A 20696-nucleotide genomic window follows, 5' to 3' on the forward strand; every position below is an offset into this window, starting at 1 on the left:
GGCCCACTCGGCTCGGCTCACGACCCGAGCCGAGCCCACCGAATCCGATTCGCCACCGCCGGTACGGCGTCATCCGCCGCGGCGAGTACCCTGCCGTTCACGGCAGCACCCCGCCTACCCGTCCGGCGACGACGCCTCCCGGGGCCCCGTCGGACCGATCCACCGGAAGGTCCCACCATGACGACCACCCTCAGCCCGACGGCCTCCCTGTCCTTCGGGGTCGAGCTCAACCCCCAGCCGCTCCCGCCCGCCGAGCGCGGCGCGATCCTCGCGAACCCCGGCTTCGGCAAGCGCTTCACCGACCACATGGCGCTCGCGACGTGGCGCCACGGCGAGGGCTGGAGCGACGCCCGCGTGACGTCGTACGGGCCCCTGCAGCTCGACCCGGCGAGCGCCGTCCTGCACTACGCGCAGGAGATCTTCGAGGGCCTCAAGGCCTACCGGCACGCCGACGGGTCGGTGTGGACCTTCCGCCCCGAGGCGAACGCCGAGCGCTTCCAGCGCAGCGCCCGCCGCCTCGCCCTGCCCGAGCTCGCGACCCCCGACTTCGTCGAGTCGCTGCGCGCGCTCGTCGGCGTCGACAAGGCCTGGGTGCCCGAGCCCGGCGAGACGGGGGAGAAGAGCCTCTACCTGCGTCCGTTCATGTTCGCCTCGGAGGGCTTCCTGGGGGTCCGCCCCGCGCAGGAGGTCACCTACTGCCTCATCGCGTCCCCGGCCGGCGCCTACTTCGCCGGCGGCGTGAAGCCGGTCTCGCTGTGGATCTCCACCGACTACGCCCGCGCCGGCTCCGGCGGCACCGGCGCCGCCAAGTGCGGCGGCAACTACGCCAGCTCGCTCGCCGGCCAGCTCGAGGGTGCCGAGCACGGGTGCGACCAGGCCGTCTTCCTCGACTCCTCGACGCACACGACCATCGAGGAGCTCGGCGGGATGAACCTCTTCCTCGTCTACAAGGACGGGCGCCTGGTCACCCCCGAGCTGACCGGCTCGATCCTCGAGGGCGTCACCCGCAGCTCGGTGCTCCAGCTCGCGAGCGAGCTGGGGCTGCGCCCGGAGGAGCGCCGGATCCCCATCCAGGAGTGGAAGGACGCCGCCGCCGCCGGCGAGCTCGCCGAGGTCTTCGCCTGCGGCACCGCCGCGGTCATCACCCCCGTGGGCGAGCTGAAGTGGGAGGGCGGCAGCGTCGACCACCGCGGCCCCGGGCACGTCGACGAGGTCGCCATGCGGATCCGCTCGACGCTGCTCGACATCCAGTACGGCCGCACCGAGGACACCCGCGGCTGGCTCACCCGCCTGGTGTGAGGTGAGGTCCGACGCCCCGACGGCGCAGCCGCTCGCTGACCGCGTCCGCGAGCGGCTCGCGCAGGTCGGGCCGGCGCGCGTCGTCGCCTCCGACCTCGACGGCACGCTGCTGCGCTCCGACGGCACCGTCTCGCCGCGCACCCGCGCGGCGTGGGCGGCCGCCGAGGAGGCGGGTCTCGTGACCGTCCTCGTCACCGCGCGGCCCCCGCGGTGGCTCGACGACCTCGAGGCCGTCGTCGGCCCGCACGGGATCGCCGTGTGCGCCAACGGCGCCTTCGTGTACGACGTCCCGGCCCGCCGGGTCGTCGCGGAGACCGGCTTCGACGCCGATGCGCTCGACGCGGTCGTCGCGGACCTGCGTCGGGCGCTGCCCGGCATCGCCTTCGCCGCCGAGCGGCGCTCCGGCTTCCACGTCGAGGAGGGTTACGCGAGCGACCACCCGCTCCCCGCCGACGCCGTACGGGGTCCCGTGGGTGCGCGGGGCGCGACGCGCGCGACGGAGGCGGGCGTCGTCGGCAAGCTCCTGGCGCGGCACGACGCGATGCCCGACGAGGAGTTCCGGGCCGCCGTCGCGCGGGTCGTGGGGGAGCGCGGGGCGCTGCACTTCTCCGGCGCGCGCGGACTGGCCGAGATCTCGGCGCCGGGCGTGAGCAAGGCCGCCGGGCTCGCGGCCTGGTGCGCCGAGCGCGACCTGCCCGCCGCGTCCGTGTGGTCCTTCGGCGACATGCCCGGTGACCTGCCGATGCTCACCTGGGCCGGGACCGGCGTCGCGGTCGGCAACGGCCACCCCGACGTGGTCGCCGCCGCCGACCTCGTCACCGCGGCCAACGACGACGACGGCGTCGCCCTCGTCGTCGAGCACCTGCTCGGCTGAGGACGACGCCGCCGGCGTCGTGCTGGTGGGGGTCGGTCAGTGCGCCGCGAGCTGCTCGTCCTCGACGGCCGCCTCCTGGACGGTCTCCTCGATGTAGGCGCGGGCCGCCTCGTCGGGCAGCCGCAGCCGGTAGGCCATGACGTAGATCAGCGCCGACAGCAGCCCGACGATGGGGATGGCCGTGCCGAACCCGACGACCTTGAGGCCGCCGTCGTAGTCACCGAGGTAGGACATGATCGTCATGCCGGCCAGCCAGGGGACGACCCACAGGCCGGCGCGGGCGTCGAGCGACTGGCCGCGCAGGACCCCGGTGGCCATGAAGATCGCCAGCAGGACGAACCCGATGAGGACCGCGACCATGAGCTTCCACACCGTCTGCCAGCCGGACCAGTAGACGATGAGGTTCGAGCCCCAGAACGCGAGGAAGGGGATGACGTGCCCGCCGGGCAGGCGGAACGGGCGCTCCCGGTCGGGGATCTGACGCCGCAGCGCGACGAGGACCAGCGGCCCGGAAGCGAAGGACAGCACGGTCGCCGAGGTGATGAAGCCGACCAGCTGCTGCCAGCTGGGGAAGGGCAGGAAGGCGATGAGGCCGATGACGAAGGCGAGCAGCAGCCCGATGAGCGGGGCGCCGCGGTCGGTCGTGCGGCCCAGCGCCTTGGGGGCGTTCCCGTTTCGGGCCATGGCGAACGAGATCCGTGACGTCACCGTCGTGTAGATCAGCCCGGTGTCGCCGGGGGAGACGATGGCGTCGACGTAGAGCAGGACCGCGAGCCAGCCGAGCCCCAGCAGCGAGGCGAGGGCGGCGAGCGGCCCGAAGTCGTTCTTGAAGGCGAGGTTCGCCCAGCCGCCGGAGCCGCTGAGCGTGCCCGGGTCGAGCGCCCCGATGAAGGCCACCTGGAGCAGGATGTAGATGACGGCCGTCAGCAGCACCGAGCCGATGACCGCGAGCGGGACGTTGCGCTTGGGGTTGTCCGTCTCGCCGGCCAGCTCGATGCCCTGGCGGAACCCGAGGTAGGAGAACACGATCCCGCTGGTGGCGATCGCGGTGAAGACGCCGTGCACCCCCTGCGGGGTGAAGCCGTACGACGTGAAGTTGCTGCCGTGGAAGGCCGCGACGAAGAACGCGACGATGACGAGCAGGATGATGAACAGCTTCCACGAGACCAGCGCGTTGTTGATCCGCGCGAACCAGCGGACGCCGAAGTAGTTGACGACGACGAAGAGCGCCATGAGGACGACCGCGGCGCCGTACCCCAGCGGCGTGAGGGTGTAGACGGTGTCGCCGCCGACGGTGTGCTTGGTCGTGAAGTCGGCGTACTTCGTGCCGTACTGCAGCGCGGCCTCGACCTCGATCGGGGCGGTGGTGCCGACGGCGATGTAGGTGATCCACCCGGAGGTGAAGCTGGCGAAGTTGCCGAACGCCATGTGCGGGAAGCGCACGACGCCGCCGGAGAGCGGGAACATGGTGCCGAGCTCGGCGTAGCACAGAGCGATGAAGAGGATGAGGATGCCGCCGAGCGCCCACGAGATGACGGCGGCCGGTCCGGCCTGCTGCGAGGCGTTGAGCGCTCCGAAGAGCCAGCCCGAGCCGATGATCGAGCCGACCGAGGCGAAGAGGAGGCCGACGACCCCGACGTGGCGCTTGAGGTTCGGGCTCTCGCTCTGCGGTGGACTGCTGGTGGTCGTGGCCATGATGGGGGCCTTCCGTCCGAGGGGGCGCAACGTGGTCCGAGGAGCGCATCGTTGCGCGATACAACTCCTGACCGTACCCCCGGGCTCGAACGTCATGCCCCGTGCACGCCGTCCGGATCCCGAGACACCTGTCCCACGGGCGTCCCGGCCCGTGCCACAGTGTCGGCATGATGCCCGCCGTGACGACCACCGTCATTATCGGCTAGCGCGACGAGACCTCCTCGTCGTGCCGACCTCCCTTGACCAGGGGGGTCTTTTTGTTGGTCCGGCGGCGCCACCCCAGTCCCGGTCCGACGGCGACGAGGGGGTCTCGCCCTCCACCGGTCCCCACCGAAGGCAGACCCGATGATCACCGCCCCCGCCCTGCACGTCTACGACACGACCCTGCGCGACGGAGCGCAGCAGGAGGGGCTCAACCTCTCCGTCGTCGACAAGCTGGCCATCGCCCGGCACCTCGACGAGCTGGGCGTCGGGTTCATCGAGGGCGGCTGGCCCGGCGCGAACCCCAAGGACACCGAGTTCTTCGCCCGCGCCGGGCGCGAGCTCGACCTGCGGAACGCGACCCTCGCCGCGTTCGGCGCCACCCGGCGGGCCGGGTCCCGCGCGGCCGACGACGTCCTCGTCCGAGCCCTGCTCGACTCCGGGGCCGCCGTCGTCACCCTTGTCGCGAAGTCGCACACGGGCCACGTCGAGCGCGCCCTGCGCACCACGCTCGAGGAGAACCTCGCGATGGTCCGCGACACCGTCTCCTTCCTGCACGGCGAGGGTCGGCGCGTCTTCCTCGACGCCGAGCACTTCTTCGACGGCTACACGAGCGACCGCGCCTACGCCCTCGAGGTGCTGCGCACCGCGGCCGAGGCCGGCGCCGAGGTCGTCGCGCTGTGCGACACCAACGGCGGCATGCTGCCCGGGCAGGTCGCCGAGGTCGTCCACGACGTGCACGACGCGCTCGGCGGGGCCGCCGCGCAGCACGAGGTCCGCGTCGGCATCCACTGCCACAACGACACCGGCTGCGCCGTGGCCAACTCGATGGCCGCCGTCGACGCCGGCGCCACCCACGTGCAGGGCACGGTCAACGGATACGGCGAGCGCACGGGCAACGCGGACCTGCTCACCGTCGTCAGCAACCTCCAGCTCAAGCTCGGCCACGAGCTGCTCGAGCCGGAGCGGCTGCGCGAGGCGACCCGCCTGGCGCACGCCATCAGCGAGGTGACCACCGTGCCGCCGTACAGCCGCCAGCCGTACGTCGGCGCGTCCGCGTTCGCGCACAAGGCCGGCCTGCACGCCAGCGCCCTCAAGGTCGACCCGGACCTCTACCAGCACACCGACCCCGGCGCGGTCGGGAACACGATGCGCACCCTCGTGTCCGACATGGCCGGCCGGGCGAGCATCGAGCTCAAGGCGCGCGAGGCCGGGGTCGACCTGTCCGACCGGCCCGAGGTCGTGGCCGGGCTGCTCGCGACGGTCAAGGACCTCGAGCTGCGCGGCTACACCTTCGACGCCGCGGACGCCTCGTTCGAGCTGCTGCTGCGCCGCACGCTCGAGCCGGGGAGCCTGCAGTGGTTCTCGGTCGAGTCGTGGCGCGTCATCACCGACGCCCGCGGCGACGGGGAGGCGCTGTCCGAGGCGACGGTCAAGGTCACCGCCGGCGGCGAGCGGCACGTCGCGACGGGGGAGGGCAACGGCCCCGTCAACGCGCTGGACCAGGCGCTGCGCGCCGCTCTGACGGCGACGTACCCGGAGATCGAGCGGCTCGAGCTGACCGACTTCCGGGTCCGCATCCTCGACGCGTCGCACGGCACCGACGCCGTGACCCGCGTGCTCATCGAGACCTCCGACGGCGAGACGACGTGGGAGACCGTCGGGGTCGCGGCGAACATCGTCGAGGCGTCGTGGCAGGCGCTGTCGGACGGCGTGACCTACGGGCTGCTGCGGCACGGGGTGCCGATCCGCTGACGAACCGCTGCGTCCGAGGTCGTGGTGGCGGCTGCCGCCACCCTCTCGGACGCAGGGCTGACGGACGCCGTGGCCCCGTCATGACGCCTGTCACGAGGGGGTCCGCGCGCGGCCGGGCAGGGTGGAGCCATGACGACGAGCCAGAGCACCCCGACCGCCCACCCCACCGACGCCACCCCGCAGGACGCGCCCCTCGACCAGCCGGTCGTCCTGCCGCAGGACCCGGCCGCCGCGTCGGCCCCGGAGAGCACCGACTGCGCGTCGCGCTCCTGGTCCGTGCCGCCGGCGTTCATGGCCGCCGTGCCGATGATCGCCACCGGGCTCTTCCTGCTCACCCACTCGTGGGTGTTCTTCCTCATGATCCCCGCCGTGATGATGCTCGGCCGCGGTGGCTGCTTCGGCGGGCGCCGGTGACCCAGGCGCCCGACCCCACCCAGCGGGTGGGGGACGCCGAACGGCAGCAGGCCATCGACCTGCTCGGTGAGCACTGGCGGGCCGGGCGGCTCGACCCGGCCGAGCACGAGCGCCGGACGACGGCCGCGTTCGCCGCCGTGACCCGCGGCGACGTCGACGCCCTCTTCGCCGACCTGCCCGAGCCCCGGCCGGCCGGTACCGGCCTCGCGACGACCCCGCCGGCGGGCGCGCCCGCCGAGGTCCCCGACGGGTCCTGGCTCGACGGCAAGCGCGAGGCGATCATGGGCGTCACGCCGTTCGCCGCGCTGCTCCTCTTCTTCTGGACCGGGACCTGGCTGTGGTTCCTCGCCATCCCGATCATGGGGTCGCTGCTCTTCGCCGGATCCCCGGGTCGCTCCCGCCGCAAGCGCGAGGCCCGCCGCGCGCGTCGGCGGGAGGACTGAGGCACAGCCTCGTCATAGCCGCGCGCCGTACGGTGTCCGCGTGAGCCCCGTCCGCGCCCTCGGCGTCCCCCTCGTGGCCGTGCCCGCGGTCGCGGCGGTGCACGCGGCGCTGACCGGCTCGCTTCCGACGCTCCCGGCGCTGCTGGCGGTCCTCGCGGTCGCCGCGGTCGCCGGCCTGCTGGCCGGGTCGCACGGCTCGCGTCGCCTGCTCGGCGCCCTGCTCGGCGCCCAGCTGGCCGGCCACGCCGTGCTGTGGCTCGCCCTCGGCCAGCCCGCCTCGGGCTGCCTGCCCGTCATGGGTCGCGGCGCCCGGGTCGGCCTCGACCTCGCCCTGCTGCGCCACGACACCGCCTGCGCCGGCGGCGTGTCCGCCGGGGTCGGGGCGTACGCCGCCCTGTTCTGCCTGCTGCTCGCCGCCACCCTTCTGCTCGGCCAGGTCCTCGTCGCCACCGCCGGCGGGCTCGCCCTGCGCGGGGTCGAGGCCGCCTGGTCGGCGCTGGGCGCGCTGGTCGCCCACGTCGTCCCGGTGCTGCTCACCCCCGTGCGCGTCACCCCGGTGCTGCGTCCGCGGCCCGAGCCGCGGCTCGTGCCCGTCACCTCGCCCGTCGTCGTCGCCCCGCTGGTGCGGCGCGGTCCGCCGGTCCCGGGGGAGCACGCCGCCCGCTGACGCGGGCTCTCGCGCTCCCGTCCTCCTCGGTCGCCGGCGCCGTCGGTGACCGGTCCCGGTCCACGTCGTCGCCCGGGACATGGAGCCCCCGTGCCGCGCGTGCGCGCCCGGCGCGGGCCGAGCCCTCGGAGCACCCCTCATGTCCGCATCCCCACGGACCTCGGCGACGCCGTCCACCCTCTCGGGTCGGTGGCGCTCACCCTGGGTCCCGCTCGTCGTCCGCCTGATCGTCGGCGGCGTCTTCCTCACCTTCGGCACCGCCAAGCTGCTCGACCTCGACACGACCATCCGGTCGGTCCGGGCCTACCAGCTGCTGCCCGAAGCCGTCGTCCCCGCGGTGGGCTCCGCCCTGCCGCTCGTCGAGGTCGCGCTCGGGCTGCTGCTCGTGCTCGGCGTCCTCACCCGCCCCGTCGCCGTCGTCACGGCGCTGCTGTCGCTGGCCTTCGTCGTCGGCATCGTCAGTGCCTGGGCGCGGGGCCTGTCCATCGAGTGCGGCTGCTTCGGCAACGGCGGGTTCACCAACGACCCCGTGCCGGGCTACCTGCGCGAGCTCGCGATCAACGGCGGCGTCCTGCTCGGCTGCGGGCTGCTGCTCGCCCGAGGCGGCGGGCGCTTCGCGCTCGACCGCGTGCTCGGTCTCGTCGTCGACGAAGGCCGTGCGGACGACGCCGACGACACCGAGGACGCCGAGGACGCCGAGGACACCGACCTCGACGACCCCACCGACCTTCCCGACCCGACCCCGTCCAGGAGCACCCGATGACCCCTCGTCCCAGCACCCCCACCAGCAGCGCCCGCCCGCCCAAGGGTGGCCGCGACCGCGACGCCGTCCGCCGCAAGGCCGCCGCGGCCCGGCAGGAGGCCGCACGCCGCGAGGCGCGGCGCCGTACGGTCATCGTCACCGTCGCCGCGGCGATCGTCCTCGGCATCGTCGCCAGCGTGGTCGTCGTCGTCCAGTCCTCGCGCCGCGACGCCGCGGTCGCCGACGCGCGCAACCCCGCGAACGTCAGCGCCAGCAACGCGATCGTCGTCGGCGACGCCTCCGCGCCGGTGACGCTGACCGTCTACGAGGACTTCCAGTGCCCGGCCTGCCGCAGCTTCGAGGAGCTCAACGGCGCGCAGGTCAAGCAGTGGATCGCCGACAAGACGGTCAAGGTGGAGTACCAGCCGATCGCCTTCCTCGACCGCGCCTCGACCGACCGCTACTCGACGCGCTCGCTCAACGCGGCCGCCGCGGTCGTCGACGCGGCGCCGAGCGCCTTCCCGGCCTTCCACGACGCGCTCTTCGCCAACCAGCCCGCCGAGGGCGGGGCCGGTCTCACCGACGCCAAGCTCGTCGAGCTCGCCGTCGCGGCCGGGGCGCCGCAGGCGCAGGTCGAGGCGGCCGTCAAGGACGGCGCGTTCGAGGGCTGGGTCGCGCGGGTCACCGAGGCCGCGTCGCAGGCCGGCGTCAACTCGACCCCGACCGTCAAGGTCGACGGCAAGACCCTCGAGAGCTTCGACCCGAGCGTCGTCAAGCAGGCGGTCGAGGCGGCCAAGGCCTCCTGACCCCCGGCAGGGCGCCGTACGGCGGCGTCACCGGCCACACTGGTCCGGTGACGCCGTCGCTGCGTCCCGGCACCCCGGGCGAGGCCAGGCTGCTCAGCGACCTCGCACTGCGCAGCAAGGCGCACTGGGGGTACGACGCCGCGTTCCTCGCCGCCTGCCGCGACGACCTCACCCTCGGTGCCGGGGCCGCCGAGCGGTCCGTCGTCGCGGAGGCGGACGGTCGGGTCGCCGGCTTCCACCTGCTGCTCGCCGAGGACAGCGAGGCGCGCGTCGGCCGGCTGGAGATGCTCTTCGTCGACCCGGCCGCGCTGGGCGGTGGGGTCGGCCGGCTCCTCGTGCAGGACGCGGTGTCCCGTGCCGCCGCTCGCGGGTGGCGGACGCTACGGCTGGACGCCGACCCGCACGCCGAGGCGTTCTACCTGCGGCTCGGTGCGCGGCGCGTCGGCGAGGTGCCCAGCACCGCTGTCCCCGGCCGCGTCCTGCCGCTGCTCGAGCTCGACGTCGCCGCGGGCAGCGTCGCCCTGCGCGAGCAGGTCGTCGAGGACGTCGACCAGCCGGCGCCGTAGGGCGTTGCCGCGCACCGCGAAGCCGCGCTGCGCGGCGACGTACGCCGCCTTGCCCTCGCGGGTCTCGATCCGCACCGGCTCGTAGCCGAGCTCGATGAGGTCGTACGGCGCCGCGCGCATGTCGAGCTCGCGGATCTCCCGCGCGAGGTCGAAGCAGTCGGCGACGAGGTCCGACGGGACGGCGGGCGAGAGCTTGAAGGCCCACTTGTAGAGGTCCATCCCGGCGTGCAGGCAGCCGGGCTGCTCGAGCTCGACCTGCCGCTCGCGGGTCGGGCGGATCGCGTTGCGCGACAGGGCCTGAGGGGTGAAGAAGCGGTACGCGTCGAAGTGGCTGCACGAGATCTGGTGCGCCTCGACGACGGCGTCCGTGCCGTCGGCGCCGAGCCGCAGCGGCCAGTCCGCGTGGCGCTGCTGCTCGGGGGTCAGCCGGTAGGCCATCGCCCACTCGTGAAGCCCGAAGCAGCCCAGCGTCGCCGGCCGGACGAGCGTGCGGGTCACCAGCTCGCGCACGAAGCGGACCGTCCCCTGACGAGCGGCGAGGAAGGAGTCGACGTCGAGGACGACGCCGTCGCCGACGACCCGGTGGAAGCGCCAGGTCGGGCGCTCGTCACCGGCCGCGCCGGCCAGCAGCACGCCGGGGCCGGGGTGCCAGCGGCGCAGCTTGGCGGGGGAGTGCGGGTAGTAGGTGAAGAGGAAGTCCTCGACCGGGTGCCGGCGCCCGTCGCGGCGGCGCTCGCGGTGGCCGGCCGTCGCCGCGTCGACCCGGGCCGCGTGCGCGGCCTCCCGCTCGCGCCAGACCGGCGCGGGCAGGACGTCGTACGGCGGGGCGTCGTACGGAGTCGGCTCGGGCACCGCACCAGGGTAGGTGGCGCCGCGAACTAGGGTGGTGACCATGCGCATCGCGAGGTTCACGACCGGTGACGACCCCTTCTTCGGCGTCGTCGAGGGCGAGCCGGGGGACGAGGTCCTCCACGTCCTGCAGGGCGACCCGCTCTACGTCGGCGTGGTGCCGACGCAGACCGTCGTCCCGCTGGAGGAGGCGCGGCTGCTCGCGCCGGTCATCCCGCGCAGCAAGGTCGTCGGCATCGGCCGCAACTACGTCGACCACGCCAAGGAGCTCGGCAACGACGTCCCCGAGACGCCGCTGATGTTCCTCGCGCCGAACACCGCCGTCGTGGGCCCTGGTGACCCGGTCGTCATGCTCGAGGCGAGCAGCGAGATCCACTTCGAGGGCGAGCTCGCCGTCGTCATCGGCAAGATCTGCAAGAACGTCAAGCCGGAGGACGTGCGCGTCTGCGTCTTCGGCTACACGGTCGCCAACGACGTCACCGCGCGCGACCTGCAGCGCTCCGACGGGCAGTGGGCGCGGGCCAAGGGTTTCGACACCTCCAAGCCGCTCGGGCCGTGGGTCGAGACCGAGCTCGACCCGGGCGACCTGCGGATCACCACCCGCCTCGACGGCGAGGTCGTCCAGGACGGGCGCACGAGCGACATGGTCTTCGGCGTGGCCGAGCTCGTCGCGCACGCGTCGTCGGCCTTCACCCTGCTGCCCGGCGACGTCATCCTCACCGGGACGCCCGCCGGCGTCGGCCCGGTGCGCCAGGGCCAGCGGGTCGAGGTCGAGGTCGAGGGGATCGGGACGCTGTCCAACCCCTTCGTGCGCCGCTGACGGAGCGGGGTTACGGTGACCGGGTGACTGAGCTGACACGGGACCAGGTCGAGCGCTACGCCAAGGAGTTCGCGGCCGACCCGGTCGCCCGCCTCCTGCAGAACGCCGTCACGAGGCACCAGGTCGACGACGTCGCCCTGGACCGCGACCGGCTGCTCGCCGCCGACCGCTCGATGTCGCACCAGCTGGACGACTGGGCGGCGACCAACCAGAAGCAGAGCGGCCGCTGCTGGCTGTTCGCCGGCCTCAACCTGCTGCGAGTCGGCGCGGCCGAGAAGCTCGGCGTCAAGGACTTCGAGTTCTCGCAGAACCACCTGCTCTTCTGGGACAAGCTCGAGAAGGCGAACTTCTGGCTCGAGGGCGTGATCGAGACCGCCGACCGCGAGGTCGACGACCGGACGGTCGCGTTCCTCATGTCCGACCCGACCGGCGACGGCGGGCAGTGGAACATGTTCGTCGCGCTGGTGCGCAAGTACGGCCTCGTGCCGAAGTCGGCGATGCCCGAGACCGTCGCGTCGTCCTCGACCCGGCAGCTGAACCGCGACGTGTCGGCGGTGCTGCGCCAGGCCGCCCGCGACCTGCGGGCCCGCGCCGCCGCCGGCGACGACGCAGCCGCCCTCCAGGAGATCAAGGGAGCGGCCCTGGCGACCGTGCACCGGATCCTCACGCTGCACCTCGGCACCCCGCCCGAGGTCGTGGACTGGCAGTGGCGCGACAAGGACAAGGGCTTCCACCGCGACGGCCCGCTCACCCCGCAGCAGTTCGCGGAGAAGTACGTGACGATCCCGCTCGACGAGTACGTCTGCCTCGTCGACGACCCGCGGGCCTCGAGCCCCCGCCACCACGTCTTCACCGTCGAGCACCTCGGCAACGTCGTCGGCGCACCGGACGTCACCTACCTCAACGTCGAGCCGTCGCTGCTCAAGCGGCTCGCCCGCGAGTCCATCGTCGGCGGCGAGCCGGTGTGGTTCGGCTGCGACGTGAGCCAGCAGTACGAGAAGGAGTCGGGCACCTGGGACGCCCGGCTCTTCGACTACGACGCCCTCTACGAGCACACCACCGACCTCGACAAGGCCGACCGGCTGCTGCACGGCGCGACGATGATGACCCACGCCATGCTGCTCACCGGCGTCGACGTCGTCGACACCGAGCACGGCCCCACCGCGCGCCGCTGGCGCGTCGAGAACTCGTGGGGTGGCGACAAGGCCGACAAGGGCTTCAACACGATGGCCGACGGCTGGTTCGACGAGCACGTCTTCGAGATCGCCGTACGGCGCTCGGCACTGCCGGCCGAGCTGCAGGCACGTCTCGACGAGGAGCCGGTCGTGCTGCCCGCCTGGGACCCGATGGGCGCCCTCGCCCGCTGACCGCTCACCCGGACCACGGGCAGCGTCCGCACCGTCGGGGCACCAATGCCCCCGCGGTGCGGACGCTGCGGTCTGTCAGGCGGTGACGGTGCGGCCGCGGACCCGGCCGGACGTCGTGCCCGTGCTCGCGCTGGTGCCGTCGGTGCCGTCCGCGCCGTCCGTGCCCGCTCGGCGGTGGAAGCGCAGCGCGGCGGCCACGACGACGAGGGCCGCGAGGACGGCGGCGACAGCGGTCACCGTCGAGGCGGGCTCGGACGTCGTGCGGCCGACGGCGATCCAGGCCAGGCCCCAGGCCGACGCGGCGGCGACGGCGTACCGACCGCCGAAGGCGCGCGAGACGACGACGCTGATCAGGGCGACGACGGCGATGACGACGACGGCGAGCAGGTCGCTGACGGCGTCGGACGGGCGCACCCCGGAGCTGACGAGCGCGGCGGTGACGTTGGCGGCCGTCGCGACGGCGACCCAGCCGAGGTAGAGCCCGAACGTGCCGTCGACCACGACGAGCTCCGCGAGGCGCCGGCCGCGGGAGGTCGCGGGCGACGCGGTCGGCGGGATGGCCGTCAGGCGGCGCACGAGCTCGCCGAGGACGAGCACCAGCGCGAGGATGACGACGACGCTCACCCAGATCCAGCCCTGCTGGGTGACCAGCAGCCAGCCGGCGTTGAGGAGCATCGACACGGCGGCCAGCCAGCCGGTCGAGCGCATCCGGCGCTGCGTGGCCTGCGACGGCAGCCACTGCCAGATCGTGTAGAGGAACAGCCCGAGGTAGACCACGGACCAGATCGAGAAGGCGGGGCCGGGCGGGGCGATGCGGGTGGCCTCCGCCGACAGCGCGCCGCCGGAGCTGGTCTCCACGGACGTGCCGAGCACGCCGACGCCGACGAGGGTGCCGTAGACGCAGAGCACCTCGCTGACGGTGACGACGACCTGGCGGACCCGGTCGGTCGTGGTGGGCCGCGACGACGTCGCGGCCGGGACGCTGGTGGCCTGATCACTGAGCATGCTGAGTATTTTACGGAGGGGCTGGGTAGCCTGCCACCGTGAGCGACGAGGGGACGGTGCCCGGGGAGGACCCGGCACAGTGGCCCCTCGGGCGGCTGCTGTCGACCGCGGCCCGGCTCGTCGAGCGCGACTGGGACGGCTGGCTCGCCGGCCACGGCGTCACGCACGCCGGTCTGCTCGCCCTGCACGCGCTCCAGGACGGCCCGCTGACCCAGCGCCAGGTCGCCGCGGCCAGCCGGGTGCAGGAGCAGACGATGAGCCGCGTTCTCGACCGGCTCGAGCGCTCCGGTCACGTGACCCGCCGCCGCGACGAGCAGGACCGACGACGGCTCGTCGTCGAGGCGACCCCCGACGGTCTCGACGTCCTCGGCGCGGTGACCCGGGCCGGCGTCAGCGACGAGCTCGTCACCGCGCACCTCGCCGACTCCCCCTCGTTCCGCGCCGAGCTGGTCCGGCTCGTCGAGGCGCTGCGCGCGTGACGCCGTACGGCGACGGACTGGTCCTTTCTCGACCCGGCGGCGGCGTGGGACGTGGCCGACTGGCTCGCCCTCCCCGGCCAGGCGGCGCTCGAGGTGACGGCCGGCCCGGTGTGGCGGGACGACACCGGCGAGCCGACCGGCGTCCGGGCGCGGCTGGCGTCGTACCCCCGCGACCTGGCCGCCGTCCTCGTCGCCGTCGACTGGCAGCGGCTCGCCCAGGAGCTGCCGCTCGTCGGGCGCACGGGGGAGCAGGGCGACGAGCTTGGCTCCCGGGTGGTGACCGCGCGGCTGGTCGACGCGGCGCTGCACCTCGGGTTCCTCCTCGAGGGGCGCTGGGCGCCGTACCCCACGTGGCGCGGCACCGTCTTCGCCGGCCTGCCGCGGTGCGGTGCGCTCGTGCCCGCCCTCACGGCGGCGCTCGCCGCCCCCACCTGGCGCGAGCGTCAGGAGCACCTCGCGCGGGCGCTGCGCGGCCTGTACGACGTCCAGCGCGCCGCCGGCCTCGTCGTGGTCGGCCCGGACCCGCTGGAGCCGTTCTTCGACCGGCGCTTCCTCGGGGTGCGGACGGGGGTGACGCAGGTGCTGCTCGACGGGGTCGATGACGTGGACGCGCGCGCCGCCTTCCCGCTCGGCGCGGTCGAGCAGTGGTGCGGCTCGGTCGACCTGCTCACCGCGCCGGACCGGCGCGCGGCGGTGGTCAGGCCGGCCGGTCCAGCGCCGCCCGCAGCCGGCGCCCGGTCCGCGCGACGACCCCGGTGAGGACCGTGTCGTCGTCGAGGGCGCGGGCCAGCGTCAGCGCCCCCTGGACGGCGGCGACCGCGTCGAGCGCCGCCTCGGCAGCCTCCGGCTCGCCGACCCCGCCCCTGGAGAGGGCCAGCGCGAGGGCGTCGACCCAGTCGGCGAAGTAGCGGCGGACCTCACGGGCGGAGGTCTCCTGCTCCGCTCCGAGGGTCATCACCGCGAAGAGGCAGACGCGCTCGCGGGAGGCGAAGTAGTCCTCGACGACGCGCAAGCTCGCCGACACGGCGTCGGCCGGGTCCGCCCCGGTCCGCAGCGGCCCGAAGACCTGCTCGTCGAACCAGGCCCGCACCTCGTCGAGCACGGCCCGGGCCATGTCGCTCTTGCCGTCGGGGAAGAAGTGGTAGAGGCTCCCGCGCCCGATGCCGGTCTCCTCGCGGATGACCGACAGGGTGGCGCCCTCGAACCCCCGCCGGCGGAAGACGACCGCCAGCTCCCGCACCGCGTCCGACCGGTCGAGGACGGTCCGGGCCACCTACAGCCCCAGCTCGGTGAGGCCGGGGTGGTCGGCGGGGCGCGGGCCCGGCGCGTCCCAGTGGAACAGCCGGTCCGAGTCCTCGATGGCGACGTCGTTGATGCTCGCGTGCCGGTGGGTCATCAGGCCCTCGCCGTCGAAGCGCCAGTTCTCGTTGCCGTGGGCGCGGAACCACCGACCGTCGGCGTCGTGGAACTCGTAGGCGAAGCGGACCGCGATGACGTCCCCGGTGGACGCCCACAGCTCCTTGACCAGCCGGTAGTCCAGCTCCCGCTCCCACTTGCCGGTGAGGAAGCGGACGATCTCGGTCCGTCCCGAGACGAACGTCGACCGGTTGCGCCACCAGCTGACCTCGCTGTACGCGAGCGAGATGCGCTCGGGGTCGCGGGAGTTCCAGGCGTCCTCGGCGGCGCGCACCTTCTGCGCGGCCGAGACGGCGTCGAACGGGGGCAGGGGCGGGCGGGCCATGTGCTCTCCTCGGGATCGTTTGTACCGATCAGTACAGTGTGAGTCGAACGGTACACCCGATCGGTGGTGGGGCGCGCCCGGGGGCGTACGGGGCGCCGTACGGCCGCACTAGGCTGGTCGGCACCATGAGCGACGCCGTGACCAGCCCCACCCGCACCCCCGACGCCCCGCGACTGCGGGTCGCGCCGTCGCCCACCGGCGACCCGCACGTGGGCACCGCCTACATGGCGATGTTCGACCTCGCCTTCGCGCGGCAGCAGGGCGGCTCGTTCGTCCTGCGCGTCGAGGACACCGACCGGGCGCGGTTCCAGGCCGACAGCGAGCAGCAGCTCTACGACACGCTGCACTGGCTCGGGCTGACCTGGGACGAGGGCCCGGACGTGGGCGGCCCGTACGCGCCGTACCGGCAGAGCGAGCGGCTCGACCACTACCGCCCGTACGCCGACCGCCTCCTCGCCGAGGGCAAGGCGTACCTGTGCTGGTGCTCCGGCGAGCGGCTCGCGCACATGCGCGAGGTGCAGCAGAAGGCCAAGGAGCCGACCGGCTACGACCGGCTCTGCTACGGGAAGACGCGCGAGGAGCGCGCGCAGCTGCCCGGCTTCACCGAGACGCCGGTCGTGCGGATGCTCGTCCCCGACGACGTGGAGCTCGTCTTCGACGACCTCATCATGGGCCGGACCAAGGCGCCGCGGCCCGACGACCAGGTGCTGCTCAAGGCCGACGGCTTCCCGACCTACCACCTCGCCGTCGTCGTCGACGACCACGAGATGGGCATCACCCACGTCGTGCGCGGCCAGGAGTGGATCTCCAGCACGCCCAAGCACCTGCTGCTCTACCGGTGGTTCGGGCTCGAGCCGCCGAAGTTCGCCCACTTCCCGCTGCTGCGCGACGAGAAGAAGGCCAAGATCTCCAAGCGCAAGAGCCCGTGGGCGCGGCTGACGTGGTTCCGCGACGAGGGGTACCTGCCCGAGGCGCTGGTCAACTTCCTCGCCCTGCAGGGCTACCCGCCGGTCGTCGAGGCCGACGGGACCGAGCGCGAGGTCTTCACCTTCGCCGAGTTCGCGCAGCGCTTCGCCTGGAAGGACGTCAACCCGGCCGGGTCGGTCTTCAACCTCGACAAGCTCGACTGGCTCAACGGGGTCTACCTGCGCGAGCTGCCGACCGACGAGCTCGCCTCGCGGCTGCTGCCCTTCCTCCAGCGCGACGGCGTGCTGGGGGAGGCGCCGACGCTCGGCGAGCTCGGCCGGCTGCGGGCCCTCACCGAGCTCGTGCAGACCCGCATCGTCAAGCTCACCGACGCGTCGGCGCTCGTGCGCCCGTTCTACCTCGCCGACGACGCGCTCGAGATCGCCGACGACGCCCGGGCCCAGCTGAAGGACGACGCCGCGCAGGTGCTCGACGCCGCGGTCGAGGCGCTCGAGGCGGTCCCGGACGAGCGCGGCGGCCCGCTCGGGTCGGAGCCGACCTTCGCCGCCGCGCCGATCGAGGCCGCGCTGCGCGCGGCCATCGTCGAGGGCCTCGGCGTCAAGCCGAAGTTCGCCTTCGGGCCGCTGCGGACCGCCGTCTCCGGCCAGCGGGTCTCGCCGCCGCTCTTCGAGTCGATGGAGATCCTCGGCAAGGCCTCCACGCTGGCCCGGATGCGGGCCCTGCGCGCCACCCTCTGACCCACGGGGGAGCCGGCCCTGCGGACCGGCGGCGTCCCGGGAAACCCGGAGGCGCCGGGGAGGCCGGTGCGGCCACCATGGCGGGATGGACCTGCGCTTCGTCACGCTCGCCGAGCGCCCCGAGCTGCTCGACGTCCTCTGGGACATGGAGACGTCGTGGCCGGAGTTCATGAAGCACGACCCCATCGGCAACGGCTACTACGCCTCGCTCGAGCGGTTCGCCGAGTACGTCCTCGTCGGCCTCGACGGCGAGGGGCGCATGGTCGCCAAGGCGCACTCGGTGCCCTTCGTGCTCGGCGGGGGAGAGCTGCCCGACGCGGGGTGGGACGAGGTCGTGCGCAGCGGCCTGCTGACCCGCCTGCGCGACCGCACACCCGACGCGGTCAGCGCCGTCGAGATCGCGATCGACCCGGCCCGTCAGGGCACCGGCCTGTCGGTCGTCGTCCTCGCGGCCCTGCGCGACAACGCCGCGCGGCTCGGGTACGACGAGCTGGTCGCGCCGGTCCGGCCGAACAGCAAGTCCGACGTCGACGAGCCGATGACGTCGTACGTCGCCCGGACCCGGCCGGACGGGCTGCCCGTCGACCCGTGGCTGCGGGTGCACGTGCGCGCCGGGGGGCGGATCGAGAAGGTGGCGCACCGCTCGATGGTCGTCCCCGGGACGCTCGAGGAGTGGCGCGAGTGGACCGGCCTGCCCTTCGACCGGACCGGGGTGGTGCGGGTACCCGGGGCCCTGGCCCCGGTGCTGTGCGACGCCGAGCACGGCATCGCCGTCTACGTCGAGCCGAACGTCTGGGTGCGGCACCCGACGGGTCGGTGACCCGTCGGGTGCCGCCTCACGGAGCCGCCGACGGCGGGCCGTCGGTCAGCGCGTGATGTAGGCGACGAGGTCGACGAGGACCTCGGTGGCTCCGAAGGAGCCGTTCGTCACCGTGATGCGCCCGCTGTCGGAGACGCCGACCAGGGCCTGGTTGGCGACCGTCCTTCCGGCCTCGAAGTTCAGGGTCGAGGAGGGGGCGGCGGGCGTGCCCTGGGGCTGGGCGCGCAGGTAGCCGCTGGAGGTCGGCCGGGTCGCGGTGAGGTTGATCAGCACGGCGGACACCCCGTGCAGGTGGCCGCCGGCGGGGACGTTGCTCAGCACGTCGACGTCGAGCGACGCGCCGGGCACCAGCACCCCGCCGGTGGTGCGGGTGTCGAGGAGCCGCTGCGGCGTGACGGTGCGCAGGCCGCCGGTGGTGACGTCGGACCCGCCGCGCCACCAGCCCTCGACGTCGACGAGGAGGTGGACGGTCCCGGGGGAGGTGTTGGTCACCGCGACGGTGCCGTCGGCGGCCACGGCCGTGGGGGCGAGGGCTCCGACGACCTGGCCGGGGAGGTAGTTGACGCTGGACGTGGCCGGCCGCGTGCCGGTGCCGCTCCACGTCGTCAGGTAGCCCGAGGACGTACCGCCCACGGCGGTCACCTGCAGCGCGACGGTGGAGGCGGCGCCGATCCCGGCCCTGCCGACGACGGGCACGTGCACGGTCGCGCCGGGTGCGACGGGGACCCGGGCGCCGGCGGTGCGGGTGTCGAGCAGGCGGGTGGCCTCGAGCGGGACGAGGTCGCCGGCGCCCGGGGCCCCGTCACCGACGGCGTAACCGGTGACGTCGGCGACGAGCTGCGCGGTGCCGGGGCTGACGTTGGCGACGGCGAAGTGGCGCAGGGTGTCCAGGGGCACGATGACGGAGCGGGCGATGGTCTGGCCGGCGCCGAAGTTGAGGACCGAGGCGGTGCCGGGGCCGGCGAGGGAGGACCAGGCCTGCAGGTACCCGGCCGCCTGCGGCTGGGTCACGGTGAGGTTGAGGGCGACGGCGGTGGCGCCGGCCGGGACGACCGGCGGAGCGGCGACGACGACGCGACCGTTCGCGGCCACGGCGGACCTGGGCGCGCCGGTGCCGGCGCGGGTGTCGAGGACCCGGGCCGGGGTGATCGGGACGATGGCGCCCCGGGTCGACGCCGTGCACGTCGGCACGGACACCCCGGCGGTGGTCCCGTGGGACACCTGGGGGTAGCCGGCGAAGACGCTCGGCGTCTCGAAGGTGACGTCGAGGCGAGCCGCCCTCAGGTTCGCCGCGTCGACGGTGCGGGTGACGACCTCACCGGGGTGGACCACCGGCTCGGTCACCGTCCGGTCGCCGAGCCGGAGCCTCGGGGTCCAGGCGTCGGCCGTCCCGGTCGCGTCGATCGTGACGTCCACGGTGCCGTCGCACCGAGGAGCAGAGGCCGTCACGGTGGGGCTGGCGGGCGCGTCGACCTCGCCGCACTGCCGCACCGCGAAGACGCTCATCACGGTGCGTGACTGCTGCGAGAACTGGTCGTAGACGTTGACGGAAAAGAAGTCGACGGTGGAGCTCGGGCTCACTGGTCGGGGGGAGGTGATCGTGTCGGTGAGCTGCGCCTGCGCCCCCTGTCGCAGGAGCGTCGTCGTGGTGGGCCCCGCGCTGAACGTCGAGAACCCGGTGACCGGGTCGTAGGTCCCCTCGCCGACGCCGGCGTACACCGGAGCGGTGAGCCGCGTCGCGTCGTACGCCGCGGTGAACGTGCGCGACGTGATCCGGCCGTACGCGTCGCAGGTGCTGGTGACCTTGCCCCCGGAGATCAGGACCTGACCCGGGATCGACGGCGTCGGGGTCGTGGCGGCGCCGACCGGCGCCACCCCACCCGAGAGGAGAGCGGCCCCCAGGGCCAGGACGGAGACCGCGACGCGGCGGAGCGACGATGCTGTGGACATGCTGGACCCTCGAACACCTGGAACGGCCTCTCCGTCCCAGGACGCGGCGGACTATATCCCGGTGTTCTGACAGCGGAAGCCCAGCCGCGGCCCAGGCCCCTCAGATCGGGGTGAGCGGGTCGATTTGGGCCCCCGCACCTCGGCCCGGTAACATCGTCCCTCGGTCCGCCCCTCAGCTCCGGCTCGGGTGGAACCCCTTGGGGTATGGTGTAATTGGCAACACGGCTGATTCTGGTTCAGTTGTTCTAGGTTCGAGTCCTGGTACCCCAGCGCGAGGACGGTCCGCCCACCGGTGGAACCGACCGATTCGGAGAAACACCCGGTCCACCGGTAACGTTCTCTCCGGTTCCCGCGCCGGTGACGGTGCAGGACGCACGCTAGGGCCCCGTTGTGTAGCGGCCTAGCACGCCGCCCTCTCAAGGCGGTAGCGCGGGTTCGAATCCCGTCGGGGCTACCACCGGCCGATCCCCCAGCAGGGGGATCGGCCTTCCTCGTCCCCGGGGCCGGATCGTCCATTCCCCGGCGCGGTGTCCGACGGC

At 73.9% G+C, this 20696-nt stretch carries 20 protein-coding genes, 2 tRNA genes and 1 pseudogene; 17 read left to right on the forward strand and 6 right to left on the reverse strand.

Annotated elements, in window-relative coordinates; translation table 11 throughout:
* Positions 1-177 precede the first annotated feature (177 nt).
* A complete protein-coding gene (locus tag FB458_RS14170; protein WP_141849064.1) occupies positions 178-1299 on the forward strand; it encodes a branched-chain amino acid aminotransferase in 1122 nt (373 codons plus the stop codon).
* A 1-nt stretch (position 1300) separates the two neighbouring features.
* Positions 1301-2173, forward strand: coding sequence for an HAD family hydrolase (locus FB458_RS14175; protein WP_141849065.1), 873 nt, complete (start codon positions 1301-1303; stop codon positions 2171-2173).
* 36 nt (positions 2174-2209) lie between these two features.
* Here FB458_RS14175 and FB458_RS14180 read toward each other — a convergent pair whose 3' ends face one another.
* Entirely contained in the window at positions 2210-3868 is a 1659-nt protein-coding gene (locus FB458_RS14180) for an APC family permease (protein ID WP_141849066.1), read from the reverse strand.
* 345 nt (positions 3869-4213) lie between these two features.
* Between FB458_RS14180 and cimA the strand changes: the two genes are divergently transcribed.
* The 7 genes and pseudogenes from cimA to FB458_RS14215 all read left to right on the forward strand — a co-directional run.
* The gene (gene cimA, locus FB458_RS14185) at positions 4214-5824 is read left to right on the forward strand and encodes a citramalate synthase (RefSeq protein WP_141849067.1); all 1611 of its coding nucleotides are present in this window, start codon (positions 4214-4216) and stop codon (positions 5822-5824) included.
* Between the two features lie 129 nt (positions 5825-5953).
* Positions 5954-6238: a hypothetical protein gene (locus tag FB458_RS14190; protein ID WP_141849068.1), complete on the forward strand. Its 285-nt coding sequence runs from the start codon at positions 5954-5956 to the stop codon at positions 6236-6238.
* Positions 6235-6681, forward strand: a complete 447-nt coding sequence (locus FB458_RS14195) for a DUF1707 SHOCT-like domain-containing protein (protein ID WP_141849069.1) — start codon at positions 6235-6237, stop codon at positions 6679-6681. The genes FB458_RS14190 and FB458_RS14195 overlap by 4 nt, the downstream gene beginning before the upstream one ends.
* Before the next feature lie 40 nt (positions 6682-6721).
* Entirely contained in the window at positions 6722-7348 is a 627-nt protein-coding gene (locus tag FB458_RS14200; RefSeq protein WP_141849070.1) for a hypothetical protein, read from the forward strand.
* 139 nt (positions 7349-7487) lie between these two features.
* Positions 7488-8111 (forward strand): MauE/DoxX family redox-associated membrane protein, encoded by a 624-nt coding sequence (locus FB458_RS14205; protein ID WP_170185691.1) that lies wholly within the window; start codon positions 7488-7490, stop codon positions 8109-8111.
* Positions 8108-8896 carry a DsbA family protein gene (locus tag FB458_RS14210; protein ID WP_141849072.1) on the forward strand — a complete coding sequence of 263 codons (789 nt, stop codon included), beginning with the start codon at positions 8108-8110 and terminating at the stop codon, positions 8894-8896. The genes FB458_RS14205 and FB458_RS14210 overlap by 4 nt, the downstream gene beginning before the upstream one ends.
* Positions 8897-8943: 47 nt before the next feature.
* Positions 8944-9282 (forward strand): annotated as a pseudogene (locus FB458_RS14215) (GNAT family N-acetyltransferase); the annotation flags it as partial.
* On the opposite strand, the gene FB458_RS14220 reads toward FB458_RS14215, so the two are convergent.
* A complete protein-coding gene (locus FB458_RS14220) occupies positions 9277-10314 on the reverse strand; it encodes a 3-methyladenine DNA glycosylase (protein WP_246061216.1) in 1038 nt (345 codons plus the stop codon). The pseudogene FB458_RS14215 and the gene FB458_RS14220 sit on opposite strands and share 6 nt — an antisense overlap.
* 40 nt (positions 10315-10354) lie before the next feature.
* Between FB458_RS14220 and FB458_RS14225 the strand changes: the two genes are divergently transcribed.
* Positions 10355-11131, forward strand: coding sequence for a fumarylacetoacetate hydrolase family protein (locus tag FB458_RS14225; protein WP_141849073.1), 777 nt, complete (start codon positions 10355-10357; stop codon positions 11129-11131).
* 23 nt (positions 11132-11154) lie between these two features.
* Entirely contained in the window at positions 11155-12498 is a 1344-nt protein-coding gene (locus FB458_RS14230; protein WP_141849074.1) for a C1 family peptidase, read from the forward strand.
* Positions 12499-12573: 75 nt separating this feature from the next.
* Here the strand turns inward: FB458_RS14230 and FB458_RS14235 are convergent, their stop codons facing one another.
* Positions 12574-13503: a tryptophan-rich sensory protein gene (locus tag FB458_RS14235; protein WP_141849075.1), complete on the reverse strand. Its 930-nt coding sequence runs from the start codon at positions 13501-13503 to the stop codon at positions 12574-12576.
* A 38-nt stretch (positions 13504-13541) separates the two neighbouring features.
* On the opposite strand from FB458_RS14235, the gene FB458_RS14240 reads away from it, so the two are divergent.
* The gene (locus FB458_RS14240) at positions 13542-13982 is read left to right on the forward strand and encodes a MarR family winged helix-turn-helix transcriptional regulator (protein WP_141849076.1); all 441 of its coding nucleotides are present in this window, start codon (positions 13542-13544) and stop codon (positions 13980-13982) included.
* Between the two features lie 51 nt (positions 13983-14033).
* The gene (locus tag FB458_RS14245; protein ID WP_141849077.1) at positions 14034-14741 is read left to right on the forward strand and encodes a DUF4037 domain-containing protein; all 708 of its coding nucleotides are present in this window, start codon (positions 14034-14036) and stop codon (positions 14739-14741) included.
* Here FB458_RS14245 and FB458_RS14250 read toward each other — a convergent pair.
* Both FB458_RS14250 and FB458_RS14255 read right to left on the reverse strand, forming a co-directional pair.
* Positions 14680-15255 (reverse strand): TetR/AcrR family transcriptional regulator, encoded by a 576-nt coding sequence (locus FB458_RS14250; RefSeq protein WP_141849078.1) that lies wholly within the window; start codon positions 15253-15255, stop codon positions 14680-14682. The genes FB458_RS14245 and FB458_RS14250 overlap by 62 nt on opposite strands.
* Positions 15256-15723, reverse strand: a complete 468-nt coding sequence (locus FB458_RS14255) for a nuclear transport factor 2 family protein (RefSeq protein WP_141849079.1) — start codon at positions 15721-15723, stop codon at positions 15256-15258.
* Between the two features lie 125 nt (positions 15724-15848).
* Here FB458_RS14255 and gltX point away from each other — a divergent pair, with 125 nt between their 5' ends.
* Both gltX and FB458_RS14265 read left to right on the forward strand, forming a co-directional pair.
* Positions 15849-17387 carry a glutamate--tRNA ligase gene (gltX, locus tag FB458_RS14260; RefSeq protein ID WP_141849080.1) on the forward strand — a complete coding sequence of 513 codons (1539 nt, stop codon included), beginning with the start codon at positions 15849-15851 and terminating at the stop codon, positions 17385-17387.
* Positions 17388-17472: 85 nt separating this feature from the next.
* Positions 17473-18207 (forward strand): N-acetyltransferase, encoded by a 735-nt coding sequence (locus tag FB458_RS14265; protein ID WP_141849081.1) that lies wholly within the window; start codon positions 17473-17475, stop codon positions 18205-18207.
* A gap of 45 nt (positions 18208-18252) precedes the next feature.
* Here the strand turns inward: FB458_RS14265 and FB458_RS14270 are convergent, their stop codons facing one another.
* On the reverse strand, positions 18253-20157 hold the full coding sequence (locus tag FB458_RS14270) for a hypothetical protein (RefSeq protein WP_141849082.1): 1905 nt from the start codon (positions 20155-20157) through the stop codon (positions 18253-18255).
* A 198-nt stretch (positions 20158-20355) separates the two neighbouring features.
* Here FB458_RS14270 and FB458_RS14275 point away from each other — a divergent pair.
* Positions 20356-20427: transfer RNA gene (locus tag FB458_RS14275), tRNA-Gln, on the forward strand.
* A gap of 111 nt (positions 20428-20538) precedes the next feature.
* Positions 20539-20614 (forward strand) — tRNA-Glu (locus tag FB458_RS14280).
* Positions 20615-20696 lie beyond the last annotated feature (82 nt).

Source organism: Lapillicoccus jejuensis (assembly GCF_006715055.1).
GTDB classification, from domain to species: Bacteria; Actinomycetota; Actinomycetes; order Actinomycetales; family Dermatophilaceae; genus Lapillicoccus; species Lapillicoccus jejuensis.